This is a genomic window from Variovorax glucosi, assembly GCF_051216695.1.
Taxonomy (GTDB): domain Bacteria; phylum Pseudomonadota; class Gammaproteobacteria; order Burkholderiales; family Burkholderiaceae_C; genus Variovorax.
The window spans coordinates 79904-98861 of record NZ_JBPJZE010000004.1 but is presented as its reverse complement, the minus strand read 5'-3'; the positions used below and the strand labels follow the sequence as shown (position 1 = coordinate 98861).

The following is an 18958-nucleotide window of genomic DNA, read 5'->3' as shown; positions in this document are numbered from 1 at the left end:
GCCCATGCTGAACTTCGACCTCCTCGCCACCGACCCCGCCAGCCACGCGCGCCGCGGCACGCTCACCCTGAACCACGGCAAGGTGCAAACGCCGATCTTCATGCCCGTCGGCACCTACGGCACCGTCAAGGGCGTGATGCCACGCAGCCTCGAGGAAATGGGCGCGCAGATCATCCTGGGCAACACCTTCCATTTGTGGATGCGTCCCGGCCTCGACGTGATGGCCAGCTTCGGCGGGCTGCACGGATTCGAGAAATGGGACAAGCCGATCCTCACCGACTCCGGCGGCTTCCAGGTGTGGTCGCTCGGCGCGATGCGCAAGATCAGCGAGGAAGGCGTGAAGTTCGCGTCGCCGGTCAATGGCGACAAGCTGTTCCTCACGCCCGAAGTCTCGATGCAGATCCAGACCATCCTCAACAGCGACATCGTCATGCAGTTCGACGAATGCACGCCCTACGACACGGCAGGCCACATCACGACCGAAGCCGAAGCGCGCACGTCGATGGAACTCAGCCTGCGCTGGGCCAAGCGCTGCAAGACGGAGTTCGAGAAGCTGGAGAACCCGAACGCGCTGTTCGGCATCGTCCAGGGCGGGATGTTCGAGCATCTGCGCGGCGAGTCGCTGGCGCAGCTGGTCGAGATGGATTTTCCCGGCTACGCCATCGGCGGCGTCAGCGTCGGCGAGCCGAAGGACGAAATGTTGCGCATCATGTCGCACACGCCGCACAAGCTTCCCGCGCACAAGCCGCGCTACCTGATGGGCGTCGGCACGCCCGAAGACCTGGTGCAGGGCGTGGCCGACGGCGTCGACATGTTCGACTGCGTGATGCCGACCCGCAACGCACGCAACGGCACTATGTTCACGCGCTTCGGCGACCTGAAGATGCGCAATGCCCGCCACAAGATCGACCCGCAGCCGGTCGATCCGAGCTGCACCTGCCACGCCTGCGCGGGCACGTCGGGCGTGTCATGGAACGACGGCGGCCGCGAAGGCTTCAGCCGCGCATATCTGCATCACCTCGACCGCTGCGGCGAGATGCTCGGGCCGATGCTCTGCACGATCCACAACCTGCATTACTACCTGAACCTCATGCAGGAAATGCGGGACGCGCTGGACGCGGGGCGGTTCGCGGAGTTCCGGATGCAGTTCAAGCAGGATCGGGCGCGAGGGGTTTGAGGTCACCTTCCTGCGACGGCGACGTGGATTTCGAATCCGCCCCGCAGGCGTGGCAGAACTTCGAGAACGCACTCTTCCGCGCGTCGCAGCGCCCGCAGTGGTCGTAAAGACCGATACCGCAGTGCGGACAGAAGTCGATCGCCGGATTCTTCAGGTCGACCGGGCGCTCGCAACCCGGGCAGACGCCTTTCGATAGCCGCGTCAGCGCCGTGTCGTAGCTCAGTTCCTCGCGCCGCACCAGATCGGGTTGTGCTTCTGCCAGCTTCTGGCGCGCCAGATAGCGGTTGAGCGCGACGATCGCATAGCGCCCTACCAGCACCGTGACCACGATGCCCACCACGTAGCGCACATAGCCGCCGTAGCTCGGCAGGTAGGGCACCAGCTCGACGAAGAACGCGAACAGCGCGAAGAAGATGAAGCCCCAGACGAAAGGCCAGTACGTGCTCTTGCGCTTTTTCGCGAACAGCCAGCCGGCGGCAAGCAGCAACGGCAAGGTCAGCGCCAACCGATAGCCGAAGACACGCAGTTCGACACGGCGGTACTCCGCCTGCAGTTTTTCATCGGCTGCCGATTCCAGCACGGCAAGTTCGCGCCGCGCCGCGTCCTGCTTCTGACGGGCGTCCAGCGCGAGCTGCTGCTGCGCGTCGATGGTCTGCTGGGCCGCGTCTTCGGCGCGTTTGAGAGCATCCAGCGCACGGGTGCGCGCAATCAGCTCGGCGTCCTGATCGGGCTGTGCGGTGGCACGGCGCGTCGCGATCCAGTTGCCGAAGCTTTCACGCGCATTGCGGCTGGCCTGCTGGGCAGCGCCGAGCCTGAGCCCGGCCTGTTCCAGGCTGTCCTCGGCGCGCTGCTGCACGACATTGGCCTGCTTGAGACTGGCGCGCAGCGGATCGGCTGCCGCTCGGTCGATGAAGTCCTCGACACCGAGCGTGTGCTCGACCTTCGGCAGGTCGCCGACGATCGTGCCGCCGAGTCCGATCAGGAAGGCCGCGAAGACCGCGGCCACGACCCACAGGCCGCGGTGGAACCATTTTTCGGAGAGGCGCAGGGACTTGCTCATGACTGTATTTTTTCTAGCGTCGGCGCAGCAGTTCGGCGCGCGTGTAGGGCTGCGTCGTCCCGGCCATCCGTACCGCGATCACTTCCAGAAGGTCCTGGGTCGGCGCCGGTGTTCCGGGCTGCAGGACGAACAGCGGCAAAACCAGCCCGGCGACGCCGACCTGCCAAGGGAAGCGCGGCATCGGGCGATGCCGGGCCAGCGCCAGGAAAATCGCACTGACCGCAAGGCCCAGCAGGAAGCCGCCGACAACTTCGGACACCGAATGCGCATAGAGCGCAAGCCGCGAAATACCGATTCCCGCGCCGAGCGACCAGCCGGCGAGCGCAGCCAGCTGCAGTCCGCGCCTCGAAGAAAGACCTTGCGGATGGCGTGCGGTCCAGCGCGAACTCGCCAGCCACAGCAGCACCGGCCAGACGCTTGTCGCGATGGCCGTGTGGCCGCTGAAACCAGTGAAATTGAGGCGCGGGCTGCCGATGCCCCAGCCCATGAAAGCCAGTTTCGACACCATGATCACCAGGCTGCCGACGCCGAACACGACGCACCAGAGCAGCGCCGTGACCCTGGTTTCGCGCGACCACGCGAGCAGCACCACGATCAGCAGCGACGCGGGCAGCAGGAGCCCGCTGTCTCCGAGCCAGGTGAAGCCGCGCCAATAGCCGTGCGGCACGGCGCCCAGGAAATTCCAGAAAACGTCGCGAAGACCGTTCATGAATTCGCCGTCCTCACGATGCGAGCAGGTCGCCGACGCGGGCACGCAGCAACTCGGGCTGCACTTCGCTGGCCGGGATCGCAGCCCCGACATGGAGCCCGACGCGGCTGTAGAAACCGCGACGGAACGGCTGCACCATCGCGACGCGCTTGCCGCCGCGCACCTCGATCCGGCTGAAGAACGAACCCCACAGGTTGATGAGCGCCATCGGCACCACCGGCGGCGCAATGCCTTTGGCGCGCGCGTCGTCGAGGATCTTCATCACGCCACCCCGGAAAACCTGCACCGACCCGTCCTGCGTGATCGCGCCTTCCGGAAAGATCGCCAGCAGATCGCCGTCGCGCAGCACCTTCGCGGCTTCGGCAAACGCACGCGCATAGGCGACCGGATCGTCCTTCTGCGGCGCGATCGGAATCGCCTTCGCCAGCCGGAAAAGCCAGCCGAGCACCGGCACGCGGAAGATGCGGTGGTCCATCAGGAAGCGGATCGGCCGGGGGCTCGCGGCCATCAGCAATACCGCATCGATGAAGCTGACGTGGTTGCAGACGAGCACGGCCGGGCCTTCGGTCGGGATGTGCGCGTCGCCGCGGATGCGAAAGCGGTAGATGAAGTTCGACGCCAGCCAGGAAATAAAACGCAGGAAATATTCGGGAACGAGCATGAAGATGTAGAAAGCGACCACCGCGTTGGCAATGCCGGTGAAGAGAAAGATCTGCGGGATGGTGAAGCCGGCGCCCAGCAGTGCGCCTGCAATCACCGAGCTGGCGATCATGAACAGCGCGTTGAGAATGTTATTCGCCGCGATGATGCGGGCCCGGTGCGTCGGCTGGCTGCGCAGCTGGATCAGCGCATACATCGGCACGCTGTAGAGCCCGGCGAACATCGACAGCAGGCCGAGGTCCGCCATCACGCGCCAGTGCGCCGGCTGAGCCATGAAAGCGCGAACGCCCATCTCGGCCACGGCAGGCAGCCCGCGCGCCGCGAAGTACAGGTCGATCGCGAACACGCTCATGCCGATCGCACCCAGAGGCACCAGCCCGATCTCGACCTGCCGCCGCCCCAGCACTTCGCACAGCAGCGAACCGATGCCGATGCCGACCGAAAACACCACCAGCAGCAGCGATGCGACCTGTTCGTCGCCGTGCAGCACTTCCTTGGCGAAGCTCGGGAACTGGCTTAGGAAGACGGCACCGAAGAACCACATCCAAGAAATACCGAGCAGCGACCGGAACACGACGACGTTGGTGTTCGCCAGCTTCAGGTTGCGCCAGGTTTCGCTGACCGGATTCCAGTTGATGGCCAGCGCCGGATCGGTAGCCGGCGCACGCGGAATCGCCTGCGCCACGCCGCGCCCGACCAGCGCCAGCAACACGCAGGCGATCGCCACGCTCGCGTGACCGACCTGCGGCAGCGCCACCAGCAATCCGCCAGCCACCTGCCCCAGCAGGATCGCGACGAAGGTGCCCATCTCGACCATGCCTGTGCCGCCGGTGAGCTCGCGCGGGCCGAGCACCTGCGGCAGATAGGCGAATTTCACCGGACCGAAGAAGGTGGAATGCAGCCCCATGAGAAATACGCAGCCCAGCAGCACCACTGCATTCGCGCTGAAAAAGCCCCAGGCGGCGAGCGCCATGATGGCGATCTCTGCGTTCTTGACGATGCGGATGATCTTCGTCTTGTCGAACTTGTCTGTGAACTGGCCGGCCGTTGCCGAAAACAGCAGGAACGGCAGGATGAACAGTGCGCCGATCACCAGACCCGCCATCGACGGCGGCATCCAGCCGAGCTGGAGCTGGTAGGTCACCATCACGGTGAAGGCGAACTTGAAGAGGTTGTCGTTGGCTGCGCCGGCGAACTGGGTCCAGAAGAACGGTGCGAAGCGGCGCTGGCCGAGCAGCGCGAACTGGTTGGGATGAACGTCGGGGGCCGAAACGGCGGGGTCGGATCTCGTCATTCGAATGTCCCTGTCGGGCTCCTCGGACCATCAGGTACGGCGGTTGCGGTGGCAGCGCGTGGATTGTGCCGCAGCACTCGGTCGCGGCTTCTTCGCACGACACGAAGCACCGGCCACGCAGCGCAAGCCGCGACCACGTGTTTCAGGCTGTGGCCGGCGACCCAATGATTCGTCGCTTCGTATACGGCGTGGTCGCCCAGCTCAAGCAGTTTGGCCAGCAGATAGAAACCGATGACGGCCGCCAGGCTCAGCCCGACAGCACCCGGCACTGGCCGCAACGGCGCCAGAACCAGTATCAGCGCAATGCCGCCGAATTGCACGACCGCCCACGGCAGCACATTGCCGCTGCGCATGTAGACGGCTGCCGCAAGCAGGCCGGCGCCGAGCGCGAAACAGGCGATCGGCCAGCCCGCGCGTCGGCTGCCTCGTTCGCAGACGGCAAGGCCGATCATTCCGGCGAAAGCGACAGCCATGCCTGCGCGGTCGATGCCGAGTCGCAGCACGTCCGGGCTCAGGTGATAGAGCGACGAACACGCCGCCGTGCACACGAGTCCGACGAAGAAAAGCCGGGCACAACGCAACGCATCGTCGGGAAGCGGCGGCGGCGCCAGTTCGATGCGGCGCAGCGCGAGGAGTCCCCCGATTCCGAAGATGGCGAACGGCAGGTTGCTCGACACGTCCATCGCGAACGGAAGTCCGAGCCAGGCCCGGGCGTCTGCGAACTGCACATTGGCGGTCGGATCTGGAACGGCAGGCGCCAACAGCGCGACCAGCAACAGCGTCCCCACCAGGGCAACAAGTGCACGCTCCCGCGTCAAAACGTTGTTCAGGATTTTCATGGCACGTGATCCGGTAGTTTTCTCAGAACACGAATCTAGGGGCGGCAAAGCCGATCCAGCATCGAAAATCGATACAGTTCTCCCAATCAAGCCCAGCAGTATCGACTGAAGGTACTTTTCGCGTAATCCATGAGCACATCCATCGATCTCGTCCTGGTCCTGAAGCAGGAACTCAAACGCGCCCATATGACCTACGCGGATCTAGCGAAGGCTCTAGGCATGGCCGAGTCGTCCGTCAAACGGATGCTGGCCAAAGGCGACATGCCGCTCAGCCGGATCGACGCCATCTGCCGCGCGCTGAAGCTCGACTTCGCCGAATTGGCGCAGCGGGTGGCCGACGCACGGCCGCTGCTGCGCGAACTGACGCACGCGCAGGAGCAAGCGGTCGTCGTCGACAAGAAGCTGCTGCTGGTTGCCATCAACGTGCTGAGCCAGTGGACGCTGGAGCAGATCACCGGCGCCTACCGGATCAGCGAGGCCGAATGCATTGCCTGTCTTGCGCAACTCGACCGCATCGGCATCATCGAATTGCGACCGCTCAATCGCTATCGATTCAAGCTGGCGAAGACTTTCAGCTGGCGGCCGAACGGGCCGGTGATGGAATTTTTCCGGGAGAACGTGGTGCTCGATTACTACGGCGGCGGCTTCGACGGTCCCGGCGAAAGCCTGCTGCTGGTGCACGGCTCGATCAGCCGGACGCTGGCGCCCTCCTTTGTCGAGCGGCTGCAGCGCGTCGCACAGGACTTTGCGCAACAGCACCAGGCCGACCAGAAGCTGGCTGCATCCGACCGTGAGGGCTACACGCTGCTCCTGGGTATGCGCAACTGGGAATTCGCGCTGTTCGCTCAACTTCGCCGTTAACCGGCGGCACGGCCCCAGTCAGGCGGCGAAACGATCGGTTGCGCGGATCAGCTGGTCGAGGATGCCAGGTTCCGAATAGGCATGGCCCGCGCCTTCGATGAGATGGAAGTCGGCCTCCGGCCAGGCCTTGTGCAGCGCCCAGGCGAAGCGCGCCGGGCACGGCATGTCGTAGCGGCCGTGGACGATCGTGCCGGGAATCTGCCGCAGCCGGTTCGCGTCGCGCAGCAACTGGCCCTCTTCCAGCCAGCACCGATGGGTGAAGTAATGGTTCTCGAGCCGCGCGAAAGCGAGCGCGAAATAGTCTTCGCCATGCGTCGCCGAGAACGCAGGATCCGGCAGCAGCGTGATGGTTTCGCCCTCCCAGAGGCTCCAGGCCTTCGCCGCCTCGATCTGACGCGCCCGGTCATCGCCGGTGAGCAGGCGGTGGTAGGCCGCGATCATGTCGCCGCGTTCCGCTTCGGGAATCGGCGCCTGGAAACGTTCCCACTTGTCGGGAAACATCTCCGACACCCCGAACTGGTAGTACCAGCGCAACTCGGCCGCGGTCACCGTGTAGATGCCGCGCAGCACCAGCGCGCTCACGCGATCCGGGTGCTTCTGCGCGTAGGCCAGTGCCAGCGTCGAGCCCCAGGAGCCGCCGAACACCAGCCAGCGCTCGGCACCGACGATGCGGCGAAGGCGCTCGATGTCGTCGACCAGATGCCAGGTGGTATTGGCTTCCAGCCCGGCATGCGGCGTCGAACGACCGCAGCCGCGCTGGTCGAACAGCAACACGTCGTAGCGCGCTGGATCGAACAGCTGTCGATGCGCAGGCGAGATGCCGCCGCCGGGACCGCCATGCAGAAACACGGCCGGCTTACCGCCGGGCGTGCCGACCCGCTCGTAATAGATGGAATGACCGTCGCCGACATCGAGCAAGCCGGTTTCGTAAGGCTCGATCGACGGGTAGAGCGTGCGCAGCGGCTCCACTTTCACAGATCCGGATCGGTGACGAACACCGTCAGCACGCCGGTGTAGGCATAGACATGGTGGCGTGCGATTTCGCCAGCGGCGAAGAAGCCGACCAGCGGCACATCGCCCAGCGCATGTCGGACGATCTGCATCTCCGCATTCGGTGCGCCGAAATGCGGACCGCCACGTCCCGAACAACTCACGTAGACAGCGCCCGCAACGCGACGTGCCGGATGTGGCGCGGCTTCTGCCTCACCCGCCGCGACGGCGCGCGCCGTGGCCAGCGTCTGTTCCTCGGGTTCCAGCTCTTCGCGGATTTCGGCGCAGATGCGCATCAGGTCGGCACGCGCAGCCTGTGCGTTGCGGCGGCAGAACGTCATCCGCATGCCGGCCTCGACCGTGTCGGCGATGGCCACGCCGCGACGGGTCGGGTCGAGCCCGATGATGTGACGTACCAGTACGTCGGCGCCCAGGTCGCCGGTGCGGCGGACGCCGTCGCTGCCGGCAGCGACCACGCCGACCAGCGTCGCGCGCACCGCGTCGATCGCATCCTGCGGTTCGTCGAGCGAGACTTTCAGGTCGGCCAGCAGCACGTCGAGCGCCGGTTCTCCGTCGAGCGTGAGCAGCAGGTTGCCGTCGGCGGACGTGATCTCGCGTTCGCGCGACACCGGCTGGCAGCCCTGCGTGACGCGAGATACCAGCTTGACGCCGTCGCCGAACACCACGCCGGAAAGTCCACCCGAGAACACGCCGCCCGCCGCGCCGTGGCCGCGAATGTTGCCGTTGCCGCCGACCGCGAACTGCACCGACTCGGACCGGCTCGACGTCAGGCCGCCGAACAGGTAACCGGTGTCGGTGCGGAAGGCCATTTCGCCGATCAGCTCCGACAGGTCGGTCGTCGCCGGATCGGCATGCACCAGCGCCGTGTGCGCCTCGAAGCCTGCCATCTCGGCGCTGCCGAGCGGCGCCACGCCGGAGAAGACGCGGTACTGATCGCTGGGCAGAGCGCACAGCATCACGCTGAGCGCAGGCTCGTCGAAGTACTCGGCGTTATTGGCTGCCACGCCGATGCCCACCGTGCCCGACCAGTCGGTGATCTCGGGCAGTTCGGCACTCAGGTGATCGAGGATTTCCTGAGCCTCTGAAGCGTAGTAATCGGTGATGTAGAGCAGGCCGAGCGTCGGCGTGTGCGCGTATTCGGGCAAGGCCATCTGTGCGCGCAGTTGCGCCAGGACAAGGCCGGCAGCCATCTGCCATTGCGGATGGGTGGCGTGCCCGGTGGAGAAAAGCTTCACGGTGTCGTTCGTCGGGGTTGAGGTGGAATGAGTCCGAAAAAATTCAGGCGCCGCGAGTTCGCTTTCGCGGCGCGGTTGCCTTGGCCGTCGGCTTCGCGGCGGTCTTTCCACCGGTCTTCGATGCCAGCTTCTTGCGAGCGGCGGCCGCCGTCGACGGCTTCTGTGAGGTGGGCATCACCGGCATCACCGGCATCTTGATCTGCGCCGCGTCGTGGATGGCGGAAGTCGCGATCTGCTGGAACTGGTCGGTCAGCGCGTTCCACCACTGCATGGGATCGACGACGCCGGGCGACGCATCGCCGGAAGCATCGCCGGCGTCCGCATCGCTTTCAGCTTGTGCCGGCGCCGACGGTGCGGGGGCAGGCGAAGATGCCCAGGCAGACGCGGCAGGCATGGTGGGTGCGGCAGGTGCAGCTGGCGCGGAAGAGGCCGACGCCGTGGCATGGCGCGTGAATGCGCTGGCCAGATCTTCCATTCGCACATTCATGCCGCGCAGCGTGGAGAGCGTCATCTTCTGCACCTCCAGCGCCTGGATCGTGGCCTTGAGCGCATGGCCGTTCTGCTCGAGCCAGTACTGCACGGTCTTGAGTTCCTGGATGCGCTTGTCGACTTCTTCGACGCTGATGGTCGGCGCCACCCAGCTCGACAGGCTGGGCATGCCCGGCAGTGCGCCGGCCGCAGCCCCGGCGATGCCGCCGGCTGCCGGATTCTTCGCAGTGGTCGCCGCCGCGGCATCTGCGAGGTTCTTCAGAAAGTCGAAACCCGGGACGAACTGGCTGAAGGCGAAAGGTGGGGTCGCGTCGCTCATGGCTATCTCCATCGGTTTTTGTGGCGTCAGCTTACTCCACGCCCCGGCCGATAATCCCTCTCCACCCAGAGCCTTTTTCCCCCGCGATCAATGACCTACACCTTCGCGTCTGCGACTGTCCTGCTGCTCCTGATCTGCGATCCGCTCGGCAACATACCGATCTTCGCCAACGCGCTGCGCAACGTCGCGCCGGAGCGCCGCGCCCGCGTGATCCTGCGCGAAGTGTCGATCGCATTCGGCCTGCTGCTCGGCTTCATGTTCATCGGCGACAGCTTCCTGCGCGTGATGGGGCTCTCGGGGCTTTCGCTGCAGATCGCAGGCGCGGTGGTGCTGTTCCTGATCGCACTGCGCATGATCTTCCCGAACCACACCGCCTACGAAAGCACCGACACCCGCGAGCCGCTGATCGTGCCGCTGGCGATTCCGGCGCTGGCCGGACCGTCGGCGCTGGCCACCGTGATGCTGCTGGTGTCGCAGGCGCCCGAGCGGCGTCTCGAATGGATCGCGGCGCTGAGCGTGACGATGGGTGTCTGCGCCGTCGTGCTGGTGCTCGCGGACCGCATCCAGCGCCACATCGGCGACCGCGTCGTGCTCGCGCTGGAGCGGCTGATGGGCCTGATCCTGGTCGCGGTGTCAGTCGAGATGATGATCCGCGGCATCAAGTCGCTGGTCGCGCAGATGGGCGCGTGACGCCGGGATGCTCAGTCCAGTTTGATGCCCTGCGCCTTGATCACCGGCCCCCACCGACCGGCTTCGACGCGCGCCAGCATCCGGAACTGCTCCGGCGTGCCTGCCAGCGACTCCATCCCGAAGTCGTTCATGCGCTTCATGACCGCCGGCGTCGCGAGCGCCTTGTTCAGCTCGGCATTCAGACGCTGAACGATGGAAGCCGGCAGCTTCGCCGGACCGAGCAGACCCTGGAACGCGAACACCTCCGCGTTCGGCACGCCCGCTTCGGCCAGCGTCGGCAGTTCGGGCAAGGCCGGCGCGCGACGCGCCGAACCGATGCCCAGCGCCCGCACCTTGCCCGACTGCACCACCGACAGCCCGGCAGCGAGGTCGAGGAACATGCACTGCACCTGACCGCCCATCACGTCCTGCATGGCCGGCGCCGCGCCGCGGTACGGAATGTGCGTCACGAAAATGCCGGTACGCGACTTGAACAACTCCATCGCCAGGTGATGCGGCGAGCCGTTGCCGGACGACGCGTAGTTCAGCTTGCCCGGATTGGCCTTGGCGAAGGCGACGAATTCCGCGACCGTCTTCACCGGCACCGACGGATGCACAACCAGCGCCAGCGGGAAACGGCTGATGCCGCCGATGTAGGTGAAGTCGGTCGTCGGATCGAACGGCAGCTTGCCGAACAGGAACTCGTTGAAGGCGAGCAACGCGTTGTCGGCGGAGATCACGGTGTAGCCGTCGGGCCGCGCGGTCGCGACGATCTGCGCGCCGATGTTGGTCGACGCGCCGGGCCGGTTGTCGACCACGATCTGCTGCCCGAGCGATTCGCGCATCGCCTCGCCCACCGCGCGGGCGAGCACGTCGGTGCCGCCGCCTGCGGGGTAGGGAACGACCCAGCGGATGGGCTGGTCGGGGTAGGTGGTTTGGGGTTGCGCAAGCGCGGCGCCGCCTGCAAGGGCGGCAAGCGAGGCGATGAGAGTTCTGCGGTGCATTTTTTGTCTCCTACTTTTGGTTGTTAGATTTTTTGACCGCTCAAACGGTCACACGGTTAGCCGGTCAGCGTCCGTGTTCGACGACGACACGACCTCCTGCTCGATCGCCCCGAACACCGACTTCCCATCCAGCCCCTTCATCTCGATCCGCGCCGTGTCACCGAACTTCATGAATTCCGTCGCCGGCTTCCCGTCCTGGATCGTCTCTATGCAGCGTTTCTCGGCGATGCACGAATAGCCTTTCGGCCACTCCATCCGCCCGTCCTTCTCGACGCCCTTGTTGCTCACCGTCCCGCTGCCGACGATGCTTCCCGCTCGCACGTTGCGCGTCTTCGCGATGTGCGCGATCAGCTGGCCGAAATGGAACGTCATGTCGTCGCCGGCGTCGCACATGCCGACCTTGCGACCGTTCCAGGTGCTTTGCAACGTCAGATGCAGCCGGCCGCGCTGCCAGGCGTTGCCGAGTTCGTCGAGCGTCACGGCGACCGGGCTGAAGGCTGTCGCCGGCTTGCTCTGCAGAAAGCCGAAACCCTTGGCGAGTTCGGCCGGGATCAGGTTGCGCAGGCTGACGTCGTTTGCCAGCATGACGAGCCGGATGCCGTCCAACGCCTGTTCGGGCGATGCGCCCATGCGCACGTCGCCGGTGACGACCGCGATCTCGGCCTCGAAGTCGATGCCGAAAGCCTCGCTCGCGACCACGACCGGATCGCACGGACCGCTGAAATCGTCGCTGCCGCCCTGGTACATCAGCGGGTCGGAGTAGAAGCTTTCGGGCACTTCGGCATTCCGGGCCTTGCGCACGAGTTCGACGTGATTGATGTAAGCGGAGCCGTCGGCCCACTGGTAGGCGCGCGGCAACGGGGCCATGCACTGCGCCGGGTCGAAGGGGAACGGATGGCGGGCCTTGCCCCAGTTGAGCTGGTCGTAGAGATCTTCCAGCTGCGGGCTGATGAAGCCCCAGTCGTCGAGTGCCTGCTGCAGGCGGTCGGCGATGCCGGTGGCGTAATGGGCGAGTGAGAGATCGCGGGAAACGACGACCAGCTGGCCGTCGCGCGATCCGTCTTTGAGGGTGGCGAGTTTCATGGTGGCTCGATCGTGGCGCTACTAAACTGACTGGTCGGGCGGCAGTGTAGCGAGCCGAACCTCTGCGACGCGCTTCGATCCATCCTCCATGACGCCATCTTCCCCCACCGTTTCCGACTCCGCCGCGCTGCCGACGCCTGCGAACCGGCGCGCGTCGTGGATGCCGATCGCGGTGCTGACTGCGGTGGTCGTGCTGGTGCACGGGATGTTGCTGGGCGCCGTGCCGATGATCGCCGGGCCAGGTCCCTCGCCGGTGACTGCGCGATTTGAAACTCGGACGATCGTGGCTGCGGCGCCCACGTTGCCGCTGCAACCTGTCATGCCCGCAGTCACCAGCAAACCGACGCCACCGAAAGCGGTGCCGACGCCGACGGCGAAACCCAAACCCAAACCCGTCGCCGCGCCGGTTTCCGCTCCCGCCGAAGCGTTATCGGACGCAGGCACGAAAGCGCCGGCGCCTGCTGAATCTGCCCTGCCGGCGAACACCGGCGAAACCGCACTGGCGCCCGCGGCCGAGCAGGTCGCAACGCCAGCCGCGCCGCTTTCCGCTCCAGCCCCGGCGCAAGCCGAAGCTTCGGCGCCGATTCCTCTGGCCCTCGACGTGCCCAGGTCTGTCAACCTCAAGTTCAACGTCAGCGGCCAGCAGGGCGCAGTGCCGCTGCAGGGCGTCATGGGCGAACTGGCCTGGTCGCAGGACGGCAATGCCTACGACGCGCGGCTCACGCTGCGCTTTCTGTTCAAGACACTGCGCACGCAGCACAGCAGCGGCGCGATCGGCCCGACCGGCATCGAGCCGACGCGCTTTTCCGATACCCGCAAGACCGAGGTCGCTTCGCATTTCGTGCGCGATCAGGGCCAGGTGGTGTTCAGCAGCAACGCACCGCCCGTGGCGCTGATGTCCGGCGCGCAGGACCGGTTGAGCGTGATGCTGCAGCTCGGCGCGCTGCTGGCCGGCGATCCGGCGCGCTACCAGGCCAACGGCGCCATCGCGGTGCAGACGGTCGGCCCGCGCGATGCCGACATCTGGATCTTCAAGATCGGCGACGAGGAAAAGCTGGATCTGCCGACCGGCGAACTGACCGCCCGCAAACTGACGCGGAACCCGCGCGTGCCCTTCGACGACACGGTCGAACTCTGGCTGGCGCCCGCGTACGGCTATTTGCCGGTGCGCATCAAGATTACGCAACCGGGCGGCGACTTCGCCGATATGCAATTGCGCAATATCGAAGGCGGTTCTTGAAACTGGCGCGTTGGTTGCTATCTAGGTTTCTTATGAATGCCATCGACATCTTCACCAGCCCCGCAATGAACATGCTCTACGACTCCGAGTCGTACGTCGTCGTGCATGTGCAGCCGACCGAGGGCGATGCCCCGCTGGCGCCGCATCTGCCGGTGCTGACGCGGCACGGCTTCGAGATCGTCGACAAGCGCTCGGGCAAGGAGGTGTACCTCGACGGCTCCTGGGCCGAGCTGTTCCAGCAGCAGATTTCGGCATGGCAGCTGAAGACGCCGACGCAGGAAGAAGTCGAGGACACGCTTGAGGGCTACGCCGAACTGGCGCAGAACCCGGTTCTGGTCCACTGAGGACGGCGCGCCGAGGCGCAGGCGCTAGGCGCTAGGCGCTGCGCCTGCCGTAGATCCACCGGTACATCGGCCCGACGATCAGCAGCACCGCGATCAGCCGGCAGACCTGGAAAGCCGTCACGACCGGCACACCCAACTGCAGCACCTTGGCCGTGATCGACATTTCGGCAATGCCGCCGGGCGAGGTGCCGAGGATCAGCGTCGCCGGATGCAAGCCGGTGCTCCAGGCCAGCACAGCCGCGAAGGCCGCGCAGATCAGCATCATGAAGACGGTGCCGCCCGCCACGCTCAGCATCCAGCGCGGGGCGGTATGCAGGAATTCACGACTGAACCGCACGCCCAGGCTCACCGCGATCACGACCTGCGCCGCATTCGTCAGCCACTGCGGTATCGCCGACAGCGACCAGCCGGCCGCCGTGATGCAGATCGAAAACACCAGCGGCCCGATGAACCACGGATTGGTTCGTCCGGTCGCGCGCATCACTCGCGCGCCCGCGCCGGTGGCGGCCGCGAGAAGCGCCAGACCGGTCGCATCCACCAGCCTGACGGGCGACGGGTGGAGGTCGAGCCCGTGCAATCCGCTCCACTGCATCGCGAACGGCACCGTGATGGTGACGATCATCAGGCGCAGGCTGTGCGCGGCAGCCACCAGATCGGTGCGCGCGCCGACGCGCTCTGCCAGCAACGTCATTTCCGAAGCGCCGCCAATCGCGCCGGAAAAGTAAGCGGTTGCTCGCATCGTCTCTTCGGAAAGCTGCGGCATGCGTCGCGCGTTCTGCCGCTCCAGCCAGCGACCGAAACCCCAGCCAGCCAGCAGCGCCCATCCGATGGCCAGCGCGATCGCCCACCAGACGCTGACGACCAGCGCCACGACCTGCGGCGTGAAGTAGAGCCCGAGCGCCGCGCCGATGATCCACTGGCCGATGTTGCGCAGCCATGAAGCGCTGGCGGTCGGCGCACCGGACACCGATGCGATCGACACGGCCAGCAGCGGGCCGATCATCCAGGGAAGCGGCGTGTGGAAATACCGGCAGACAAAGGCGGCGACCGCTGCGAAAAGCAGGGTGACCACGACGCGGGAATGGAAGCGCAAGGACATCGAAAGGGATCCGGGGAGACGCGGCAATACGGCTATCGATTCAGTGATCACTACAGAGATGCCGCGCCGAATAGTATCGGCGCATGAACAAGCGCCCTGCCCGGTCCGTCGTGTCGTCCGTGTCCGCATCCGCCGTGCTCGCAATCTTTCTGGCGGGATGCGCTTCGGCGCCGCCAACGCTCGATCAGCGCGTTGATCGATTGCTGCCGGCCGACATCCTCCTCGTCGGCGAGCAGCACGACGCCGCAGCGCACCAGCAGATCGAGCGCGAGATCGTCGAATCGCTGGCTTCGCGCGGGCGACTGGCGGCGCTCGCCGTGGAGATGGCCGAATCAGGTAACGACACCGGCAAGCTGCCCGCCGCCGCGACCGAAACGCAGGTTCGGACTGCTCTTCGATGGAGCGATGAGGCCTGGCCGTGGAAGAGCTATGGCCCGGTCGTCATGGCGGCGGTGCGGGCCGGCGTTCCGGTGCTGGGAGCCAACCTGCCGCGTGCGCGCATGAAGGATGCGATGGCAGATGTTTCGCTGGATGCGCAGTTGCCGGCGGGCGCCATGCAGACGCAGCAGGACGCGATCCGCGAAGGCCACTGCGGGCTGTTGCCGGCAACGCAGATCGGGCCGATGACGCGCATCCAGATCGCGCGGGATCGCGAAATGGCGCGCACGCTGGTCGAAGCACGCATGCCGGGCAAGACGGTAGTGCTGGTGTCGGGCGCCGGACATACCGCGCCGACGCTGGGCGTTCCGCAGCATCTTCCAACGGATGTCCGTGTGCGCACGCTCAGGCTGGATGCCGGCGCCGACGAAAGAAACGCCGGCTTCGACGCGGTCTGGACCACACCGCCCGCGCCGACCAAGGATCATTGCGCCGAGCTTCGCGACACGCTGCGCAAGCCCGGCTGATCCGCTACAGCTATCAGGCGGCGTGCCTGATCGCGTCCGCCAGCGTGTTGACCAGCGTGTCGATGTGCGACTTCTCGACGATGTACGGCGGCGCGATGACCACGACGTCGCCGGCCGGCCGCACCAGCGCGCCCTTGTGGAAGCATTCCACGAAGATGTCGTAGGCGCGCTTGCCGGGCGAACCGGCGATCGGAGCCAGTTCCACCGCGGCCGCCAGCCCCAGGCTGCGGATGCCGATCACGTTCGGCAAGCCCCGGAATGCGCTGTGGAACGCATTGCCCAGCACCGGACCCATTTCGCCGGCGCGCGAGAAAAGCTGTTCGTTCTCGAACAGGTCGAGCGTCGCGATGGCTGCGGCGCACGCGACCGGATGGCCGGAATAGGTGTAGCCGTGGAAGAACTCGACCACGTGCTCCGGCGCGTCGGTCTTCATCATCTGGTCGTAGAGCTTGTCGCGGCAGATCACGCCGCCCATCGGGATGAGCCCGTTGGTCACGCACTTGGCGAAATTCAGCATGTCCGGCACGACGCCGTAGTAATCGGACGCGAAGTTGGTGCCCATGCGCCCGAAGCCGGTGATGACCTCGTCGAAGATCAGCAGGATGCCGTGCTTGTCGCAGATTTCGCGTAGGCGCTTCAGGTAGCCCTGGGGCGGCAGGTACCAGCCGGCCGAGCCGGAAACCGGCTCCACGATGATCGCCGCGACGTTGCTCGGATCGTGCAGCGGCAGGATGCGCTGCTCGAGCTCCAGCAGCGGATCCTCGGCCCAGATCGGCTCCTCGTTCTGGATGTACGCATGATTCACCGGATCGTGGATGAAGCGCATGTGATCGACGCGCGGCAGGAACGCCGACCCGAACGCCTTGCGATTGCCCGGAATGCCGCCCACCGACATGCCGCCGAAGCCCACGCCGTGATAGCCCTTCTCGCGTCCGATGAAGACGTTGCGATGACCTTCGCCGCGCGCCCGGTGATACGCCAGCGCCACTTTCAATGACGTATCGGCCGCCTCGCTGCCCGAATTGCAGAACAGCACCTTGTTGAGGTCGCCCGGCGCCAGTGCTGCGATGCGCGTCGCAGCTTCGAAGGCCTTGTCGTTGCTGACCTGGAACGCAGTTGCGTAATCGAGCGTGTCGAGCTGCTTCTTGATCGCTTCGTTGATCGGCCGGCGGTTGTGGCCGGCACCCACGCACCAGAGCGACGAAATGCCGTCGATGACGGTGCGGCCATCGTGTGTCTTGAATTCCATGCCGTCGGCGCCGACGAACACGCGCGGGTCTTTCAGGAAGGCACGGTTGGGGGTGAAGGGCAACCACTGGTTGTCCATGTTGAATTCCTTGAAGGCCATGTCGGATCTCCACTGAGCAAAATGTCATTCTGGCACCGCAAGGCATGCGGAAGTGCGTGCAGCCACGCGGCAATTTGTGGCCTGCGACAATCGTTGCCCTTATGACATCCGCCTACATCCTGACCCTCTCCTGCCCCGACCGGACCGGCATCGTGCATGCCGTCTCCGGCTTTCTGCTCGAACGCGGCGGCAACATCGAAGAGGCAGCGCAGTACAACGACCACGGCACCGGCCTGTTCTTCATGCGGGTTCGTTTCAACTGCAAGACCGATATCCAACAGACCCACGCGCAGCTCTGCACCGAAATGACCGCGCTCGGCCAGTCGTTCGGCATGCAATGGAAGCTGCACGACGCCGCGCAGCCGATGAAGACGGTGATCCTGGTCAGCAAGGACGGCCATTGCCTGAACGACCTGCTGTTCCGCTGGAAGAGCGGCCTGCTGGCCATCGACGTGCGCGCCATCGTCTCGAACCACCGCGAGTTCTACCAGCTGGCCGCGAGCTACAACGTTCCGTTCCATCACATCCCGGTGACCGCCGCGACCAAGGCGCAGGCCGAAGCGAAGCAGCTGGAGATCATCGAAGCCGAAGGCTCGGAACTGGTCGTGCTGGCGCGCTACATGCAGGTGCTGAGCAACGACATGTGCACGCAGCTGGCCGGCCGCGCCATCAACATCCACCACTCGTTCCTGCCCAGCTTCAAGGGCGCCAAGCCTTATTACCAGGCGCACGACCGCGGCGTGAAGCTGATCGGCGCGACAGCGCACTACGTGACGGCCGACCTCGACGAAGGCCCGATCATCGAGCAGGACGTGACGCGGGCGGACCACACCGACACGGTCGAAGACCTCACGGCGCGCGGACGGGATACGGAAAGCCAGGTGCTGGCACGCGCCGTCAAGTGGCATGCCGAGCGCCGCGTGCTCATGAATGGGCACAAGACGGTGGTGTTCAAGTAACGGGTTTCAGAGGCTGCAGACGTTGAAGACCGAATCGAATCGCTTCAGCGCGGATTCCAGCAACTTCGTGTGACCCGCGCCCATCGGGTGCGGCCTCGCATTGCGCTGGCGCCAGTCGAACGACTTCGGCTGGTGAATCAGCACATAACCGACTTCGTCCTTCTCTCCTTTGGTGGCGATGGCGAATGGGTTGTCGGCATTGAAGGCTGCGTGCGTCATGGGAAAGCCGACGACGATGCCGGTCTTGTCGGCGAAGGCTCTGGCGGAAAACACCAGCATCGGATGATCGTCCGGCATTTCCTTGCCGACTTGCGGCTTGTACTGGATGAAGATGATTTCCGCCCGCTCGGGCACCCAGAGCGGCGACTTGCGAGACACCATCAGGAAAAGGCCTCGACGCCCACTGCGCCGCCGGCCATGACTTCACCGCCATGCTTGACTGGATCGAACTTCGCCAGCATCTGATCGAGCGTCGGCTCGGTTTCGACCTCGATGATGATGCGACCCGGCTCGACCGTTACCCGAACCTGCGAGCCGTCGCCCACGCCAGCGGCCTTTGCCTGAGGCTTTGTCAGGCGGAATGCGAGACCGTTGCCCCAAGCGCTGATCTGACCCATCGATGTGTTCATTGAAAGTCTCCCAAGTTGACACGA

Annotated in this window: 20 protein-coding genes; 7 read left to right on the top strand and 13 right to left on the bottom strand. The window is 65.5% G+C overall.

All coding sequences use genetic code 11. From position 1 onward, the window contains the following. The first annotated feature begins 4 nt into the window (after positions 1-4). Positions 5-1177: a tRNA guanosine(34) transglycosylase Tgt gene (gene tgt / locus ACSFA3_RS18875; RefSeq protein ID WP_435507042.1), complete on the top strand. Its 1173-nt coding sequence runs from the start codon at positions 5-7 to the stop codon at positions 1175-1177. Here tgt and ACSFA3_RS18870 read toward each other — a convergent pair. The 4 genes from ACSFA3_RS18870 to ACSFA3_RS18855 are packed head-to-tail and all read right to left on the bottom strand — an operon-like array spanning position 1149 to position 5739. Continuing rightward, positions 1149-2237 (bottom strand): serine endopeptidase, encoded by a 1089-nt coding sequence (locus ACSFA3_RS18870; RefSeq protein WP_435507041.1) that lies wholly within the window; start codon positions 2235-2237, stop codon positions 1149-1151. The two genes, tgt and ACSFA3_RS18870, sit on opposite strands and share 29 nt — an antisense overlap. Before the next feature lie 13 nt (positions 2238-2250). Further along, a complete protein-coding gene (locus tag ACSFA3_RS18865) occupies positions 2251-2946 on the bottom strand; it encodes a phosphatase PAP2 family protein (protein WP_435507040.1) in 696 nt (231 codons plus the stop codon). 13 nt (positions 2947-2959) lie between these two features. Next, positions 2960-4900, bottom strand: a complete 1941-nt coding sequence (locus ACSFA3_RS18860) for an MFS transporter (protein ID WP_435507039.1) — start codon at positions 4898-4900, stop codon at positions 2960-2962. Continuing rightward, the gene (locus ACSFA3_RS18855) at positions 4897-5739 is read right to left on the bottom strand and encodes a hypothetical protein (protein WP_435507038.1); all 843 of its coding nucleotides are present in this window, start codon (positions 5737-5739) and stop codon (positions 4897-4899) included. Before ACSFA3_RS18855 ends, ACSFA3_RS18860 begins: the two co-directional genes overlap by 4 nt. A gap of 129 nt (positions 5740-5868) precedes the next feature. Here ACSFA3_RS18855 and ACSFA3_RS18850 point away from each other — a divergent pair, with 129 nt between their 5' ends. After that, on the top strand, positions 5869-6600 hold the full coding sequence (locus ACSFA3_RS18850; RefSeq protein WP_435507037.1) for a helix-turn-helix domain-containing protein: 732 nt from the start codon (positions 5869-5871) through the stop codon (positions 6598-6600). Between the two features lie 18 nt (positions 6601-6618). Here the strand turns inward: ACSFA3_RS18850 and pip are convergent, their stop codons facing one another. From pip to ACSFA3_RS18835, 3 genes are read right to left on the bottom strand one after another with little or no spacing between them, the layout of a single operon-like run. Beyond that, a complete protein-coding gene (gene pip, locus ACSFA3_RS18845; RefSeq protein WP_435507036.1) occupies positions 6619-7569 on the bottom strand; it encodes a prolyl aminopeptidase in 951 nt (316 codons plus the stop codon). A 2-nt stretch (positions 7570-7571) separates the two neighbouring features. After that, positions 7572-8846 (bottom strand): FIST signal transduction protein, encoded by a 1275-nt coding sequence (locus tag ACSFA3_RS18840; protein WP_435507035.1) that lies wholly within the window; start codon positions 8844-8846, stop codon positions 7572-7574. Positions 8847-8889: 43 nt separating this feature from the next. Further along, positions 8890-9654, bottom strand: a complete 765-nt coding sequence (locus ACSFA3_RS18835; protein ID WP_435507034.1) for a PhaM family polyhydroxyalkanoate granule multifunctional regulatory protein — start codon at positions 9652-9654, stop codon at positions 8890-8892. 90 nt (positions 9655-9744) lie between these two features. Here ACSFA3_RS18835 and ACSFA3_RS18830 point away from each other — a divergent pair, with 90 nt between their 5' ends. Beyond that, positions 9745-10344 (top strand): MarC family protein, encoded by a 600-nt coding sequence (locus ACSFA3_RS18830; protein ID WP_435507033.1) that lies wholly within the window; start codon positions 9745-9747, stop codon positions 10342-10344. A gap of 11 nt (positions 10345-10355) precedes the next feature. On the opposite strand, the gene ACSFA3_RS18825 is transcribed toward ACSFA3_RS18830, so the two are convergent. Then, positions 10356-11327 (bottom strand): Bug family tripartite tricarboxylate transporter substrate binding protein, encoded by a 972-nt coding sequence (locus ACSFA3_RS18825; RefSeq protein ID WP_435507032.1) that lies wholly within the window; start codon positions 11325-11327, stop codon positions 10356-10358. A 48-nt stretch (positions 11328-11375) separates the two neighbouring features. After that, entirely contained in the window at positions 11376-12410 is a 1035-nt protein-coding gene (locus ACSFA3_RS18820; RefSeq protein ID WP_435507031.1) for a fumarylacetoacetate hydrolase family protein, read from the bottom strand. An 88-nt stretch (positions 12411-12498) separates the two neighbouring features. Here ACSFA3_RS18820 and ACSFA3_RS18815 point away from each other — a divergent pair, with 88 nt between their 5' ends. Both ACSFA3_RS18815 and ACSFA3_RS18810 read left to right on the top strand, forming a co-directional pair. After that, a complete protein-coding gene (locus ACSFA3_RS18815) occupies positions 12499-13650 on the top strand; it encodes a DUF3108 domain-containing protein (RefSeq protein ID WP_435507030.1) in 1152 nt (383 codons plus the stop codon). A gap of 65 nt (positions 13651-13715) precedes the next feature. Next, positions 13716-13994, top strand: a complete 279-nt coding sequence (locus ACSFA3_RS18810) for a BTH_I0359 family protein (protein ID WP_435507384.1) — start codon at positions 13716-13718, stop codon at positions 13992-13994. A gap of 31 nt (positions 13995-14025) precedes the next feature. Here ACSFA3_RS18810 and ACSFA3_RS18805 read toward each other — a convergent pair whose 3' ends face one another. Next, positions 14026-15093, bottom strand: a complete 1068-nt coding sequence (locus ACSFA3_RS18805; protein WP_435507029.1) for an AbrB family transcriptional regulator — start codon at positions 15091-15093, stop codon at positions 14026-14028. Between the two features lie 83 nt (positions 15094-15176). On the opposite strand from ACSFA3_RS18805, the gene ACSFA3_RS18800 reads away from it, so the two are divergent. After that, complete coding sequence (locus ACSFA3_RS18800) at positions 15177-15998, top strand: ChaN family lipoprotein (protein ID WP_435507028.1); 822 nt, start codon at positions 15177-15179, stop codon at positions 15996-15998. A 13-nt stretch (positions 15999-16011) separates the two neighbouring features. Here ACSFA3_RS18800 and aptA read toward each other — a convergent pair whose 3' ends face one another. Then, the gene (aptA, locus tag ACSFA3_RS18795) at positions 16012-17346 is read right to left on the bottom strand and encodes an omega-aminotransferase AptA (protein WP_435507027.1); all 1335 of its coding nucleotides are present in this window, start codon (positions 17344-17346) and stop codon (positions 16012-16014) included. A 101-nt stretch (positions 17347-17447) separates the two neighbouring features. Here aptA and purU point away from each other — a divergent pair, with 101 nt between their 5' ends. Continuing rightward, on the top strand, positions 17448-18305 hold the full coding sequence (purU, locus tag ACSFA3_RS18790) for a formyltetrahydrofolate deformylase (protein WP_435507026.1): 858 nt from the start codon (positions 17448-17450) through the stop codon (positions 18303-18305). A 6-nt stretch (positions 18306-18311) separates the two neighbouring features. Here the strand turns inward: purU and ACSFA3_RS18785 are convergent, their stop codons facing one another. Both ACSFA3_RS18785 and ACSFA3_RS18780 read right to left on the bottom strand, forming a co-directional pair. Further along, a complete protein-coding gene (locus tag ACSFA3_RS18785; RefSeq protein WP_435507025.1) occupies positions 18312-18686 on the bottom strand; it encodes a type II toxin-antitoxin system PemK/MazF family toxin in 375 nt (124 codons plus the stop codon). Continuing rightward, the gene (locus ACSFA3_RS18780; protein ID WP_435507024.1) at positions 18686-18934 is read right to left on the bottom strand and encodes an AbrB/MazE/SpoVT family DNA-binding domain-containing protein; all 249 of its coding nucleotides are present in this window, start codon (positions 18932-18934) and stop codon (positions 18686-18688) included. The genes ACSFA3_RS18785 and ACSFA3_RS18780 overlap by 1 nt, the downstream gene beginning before the upstream one ends. Positions 18935-18958: the final 24 nt, after the last annotated feature.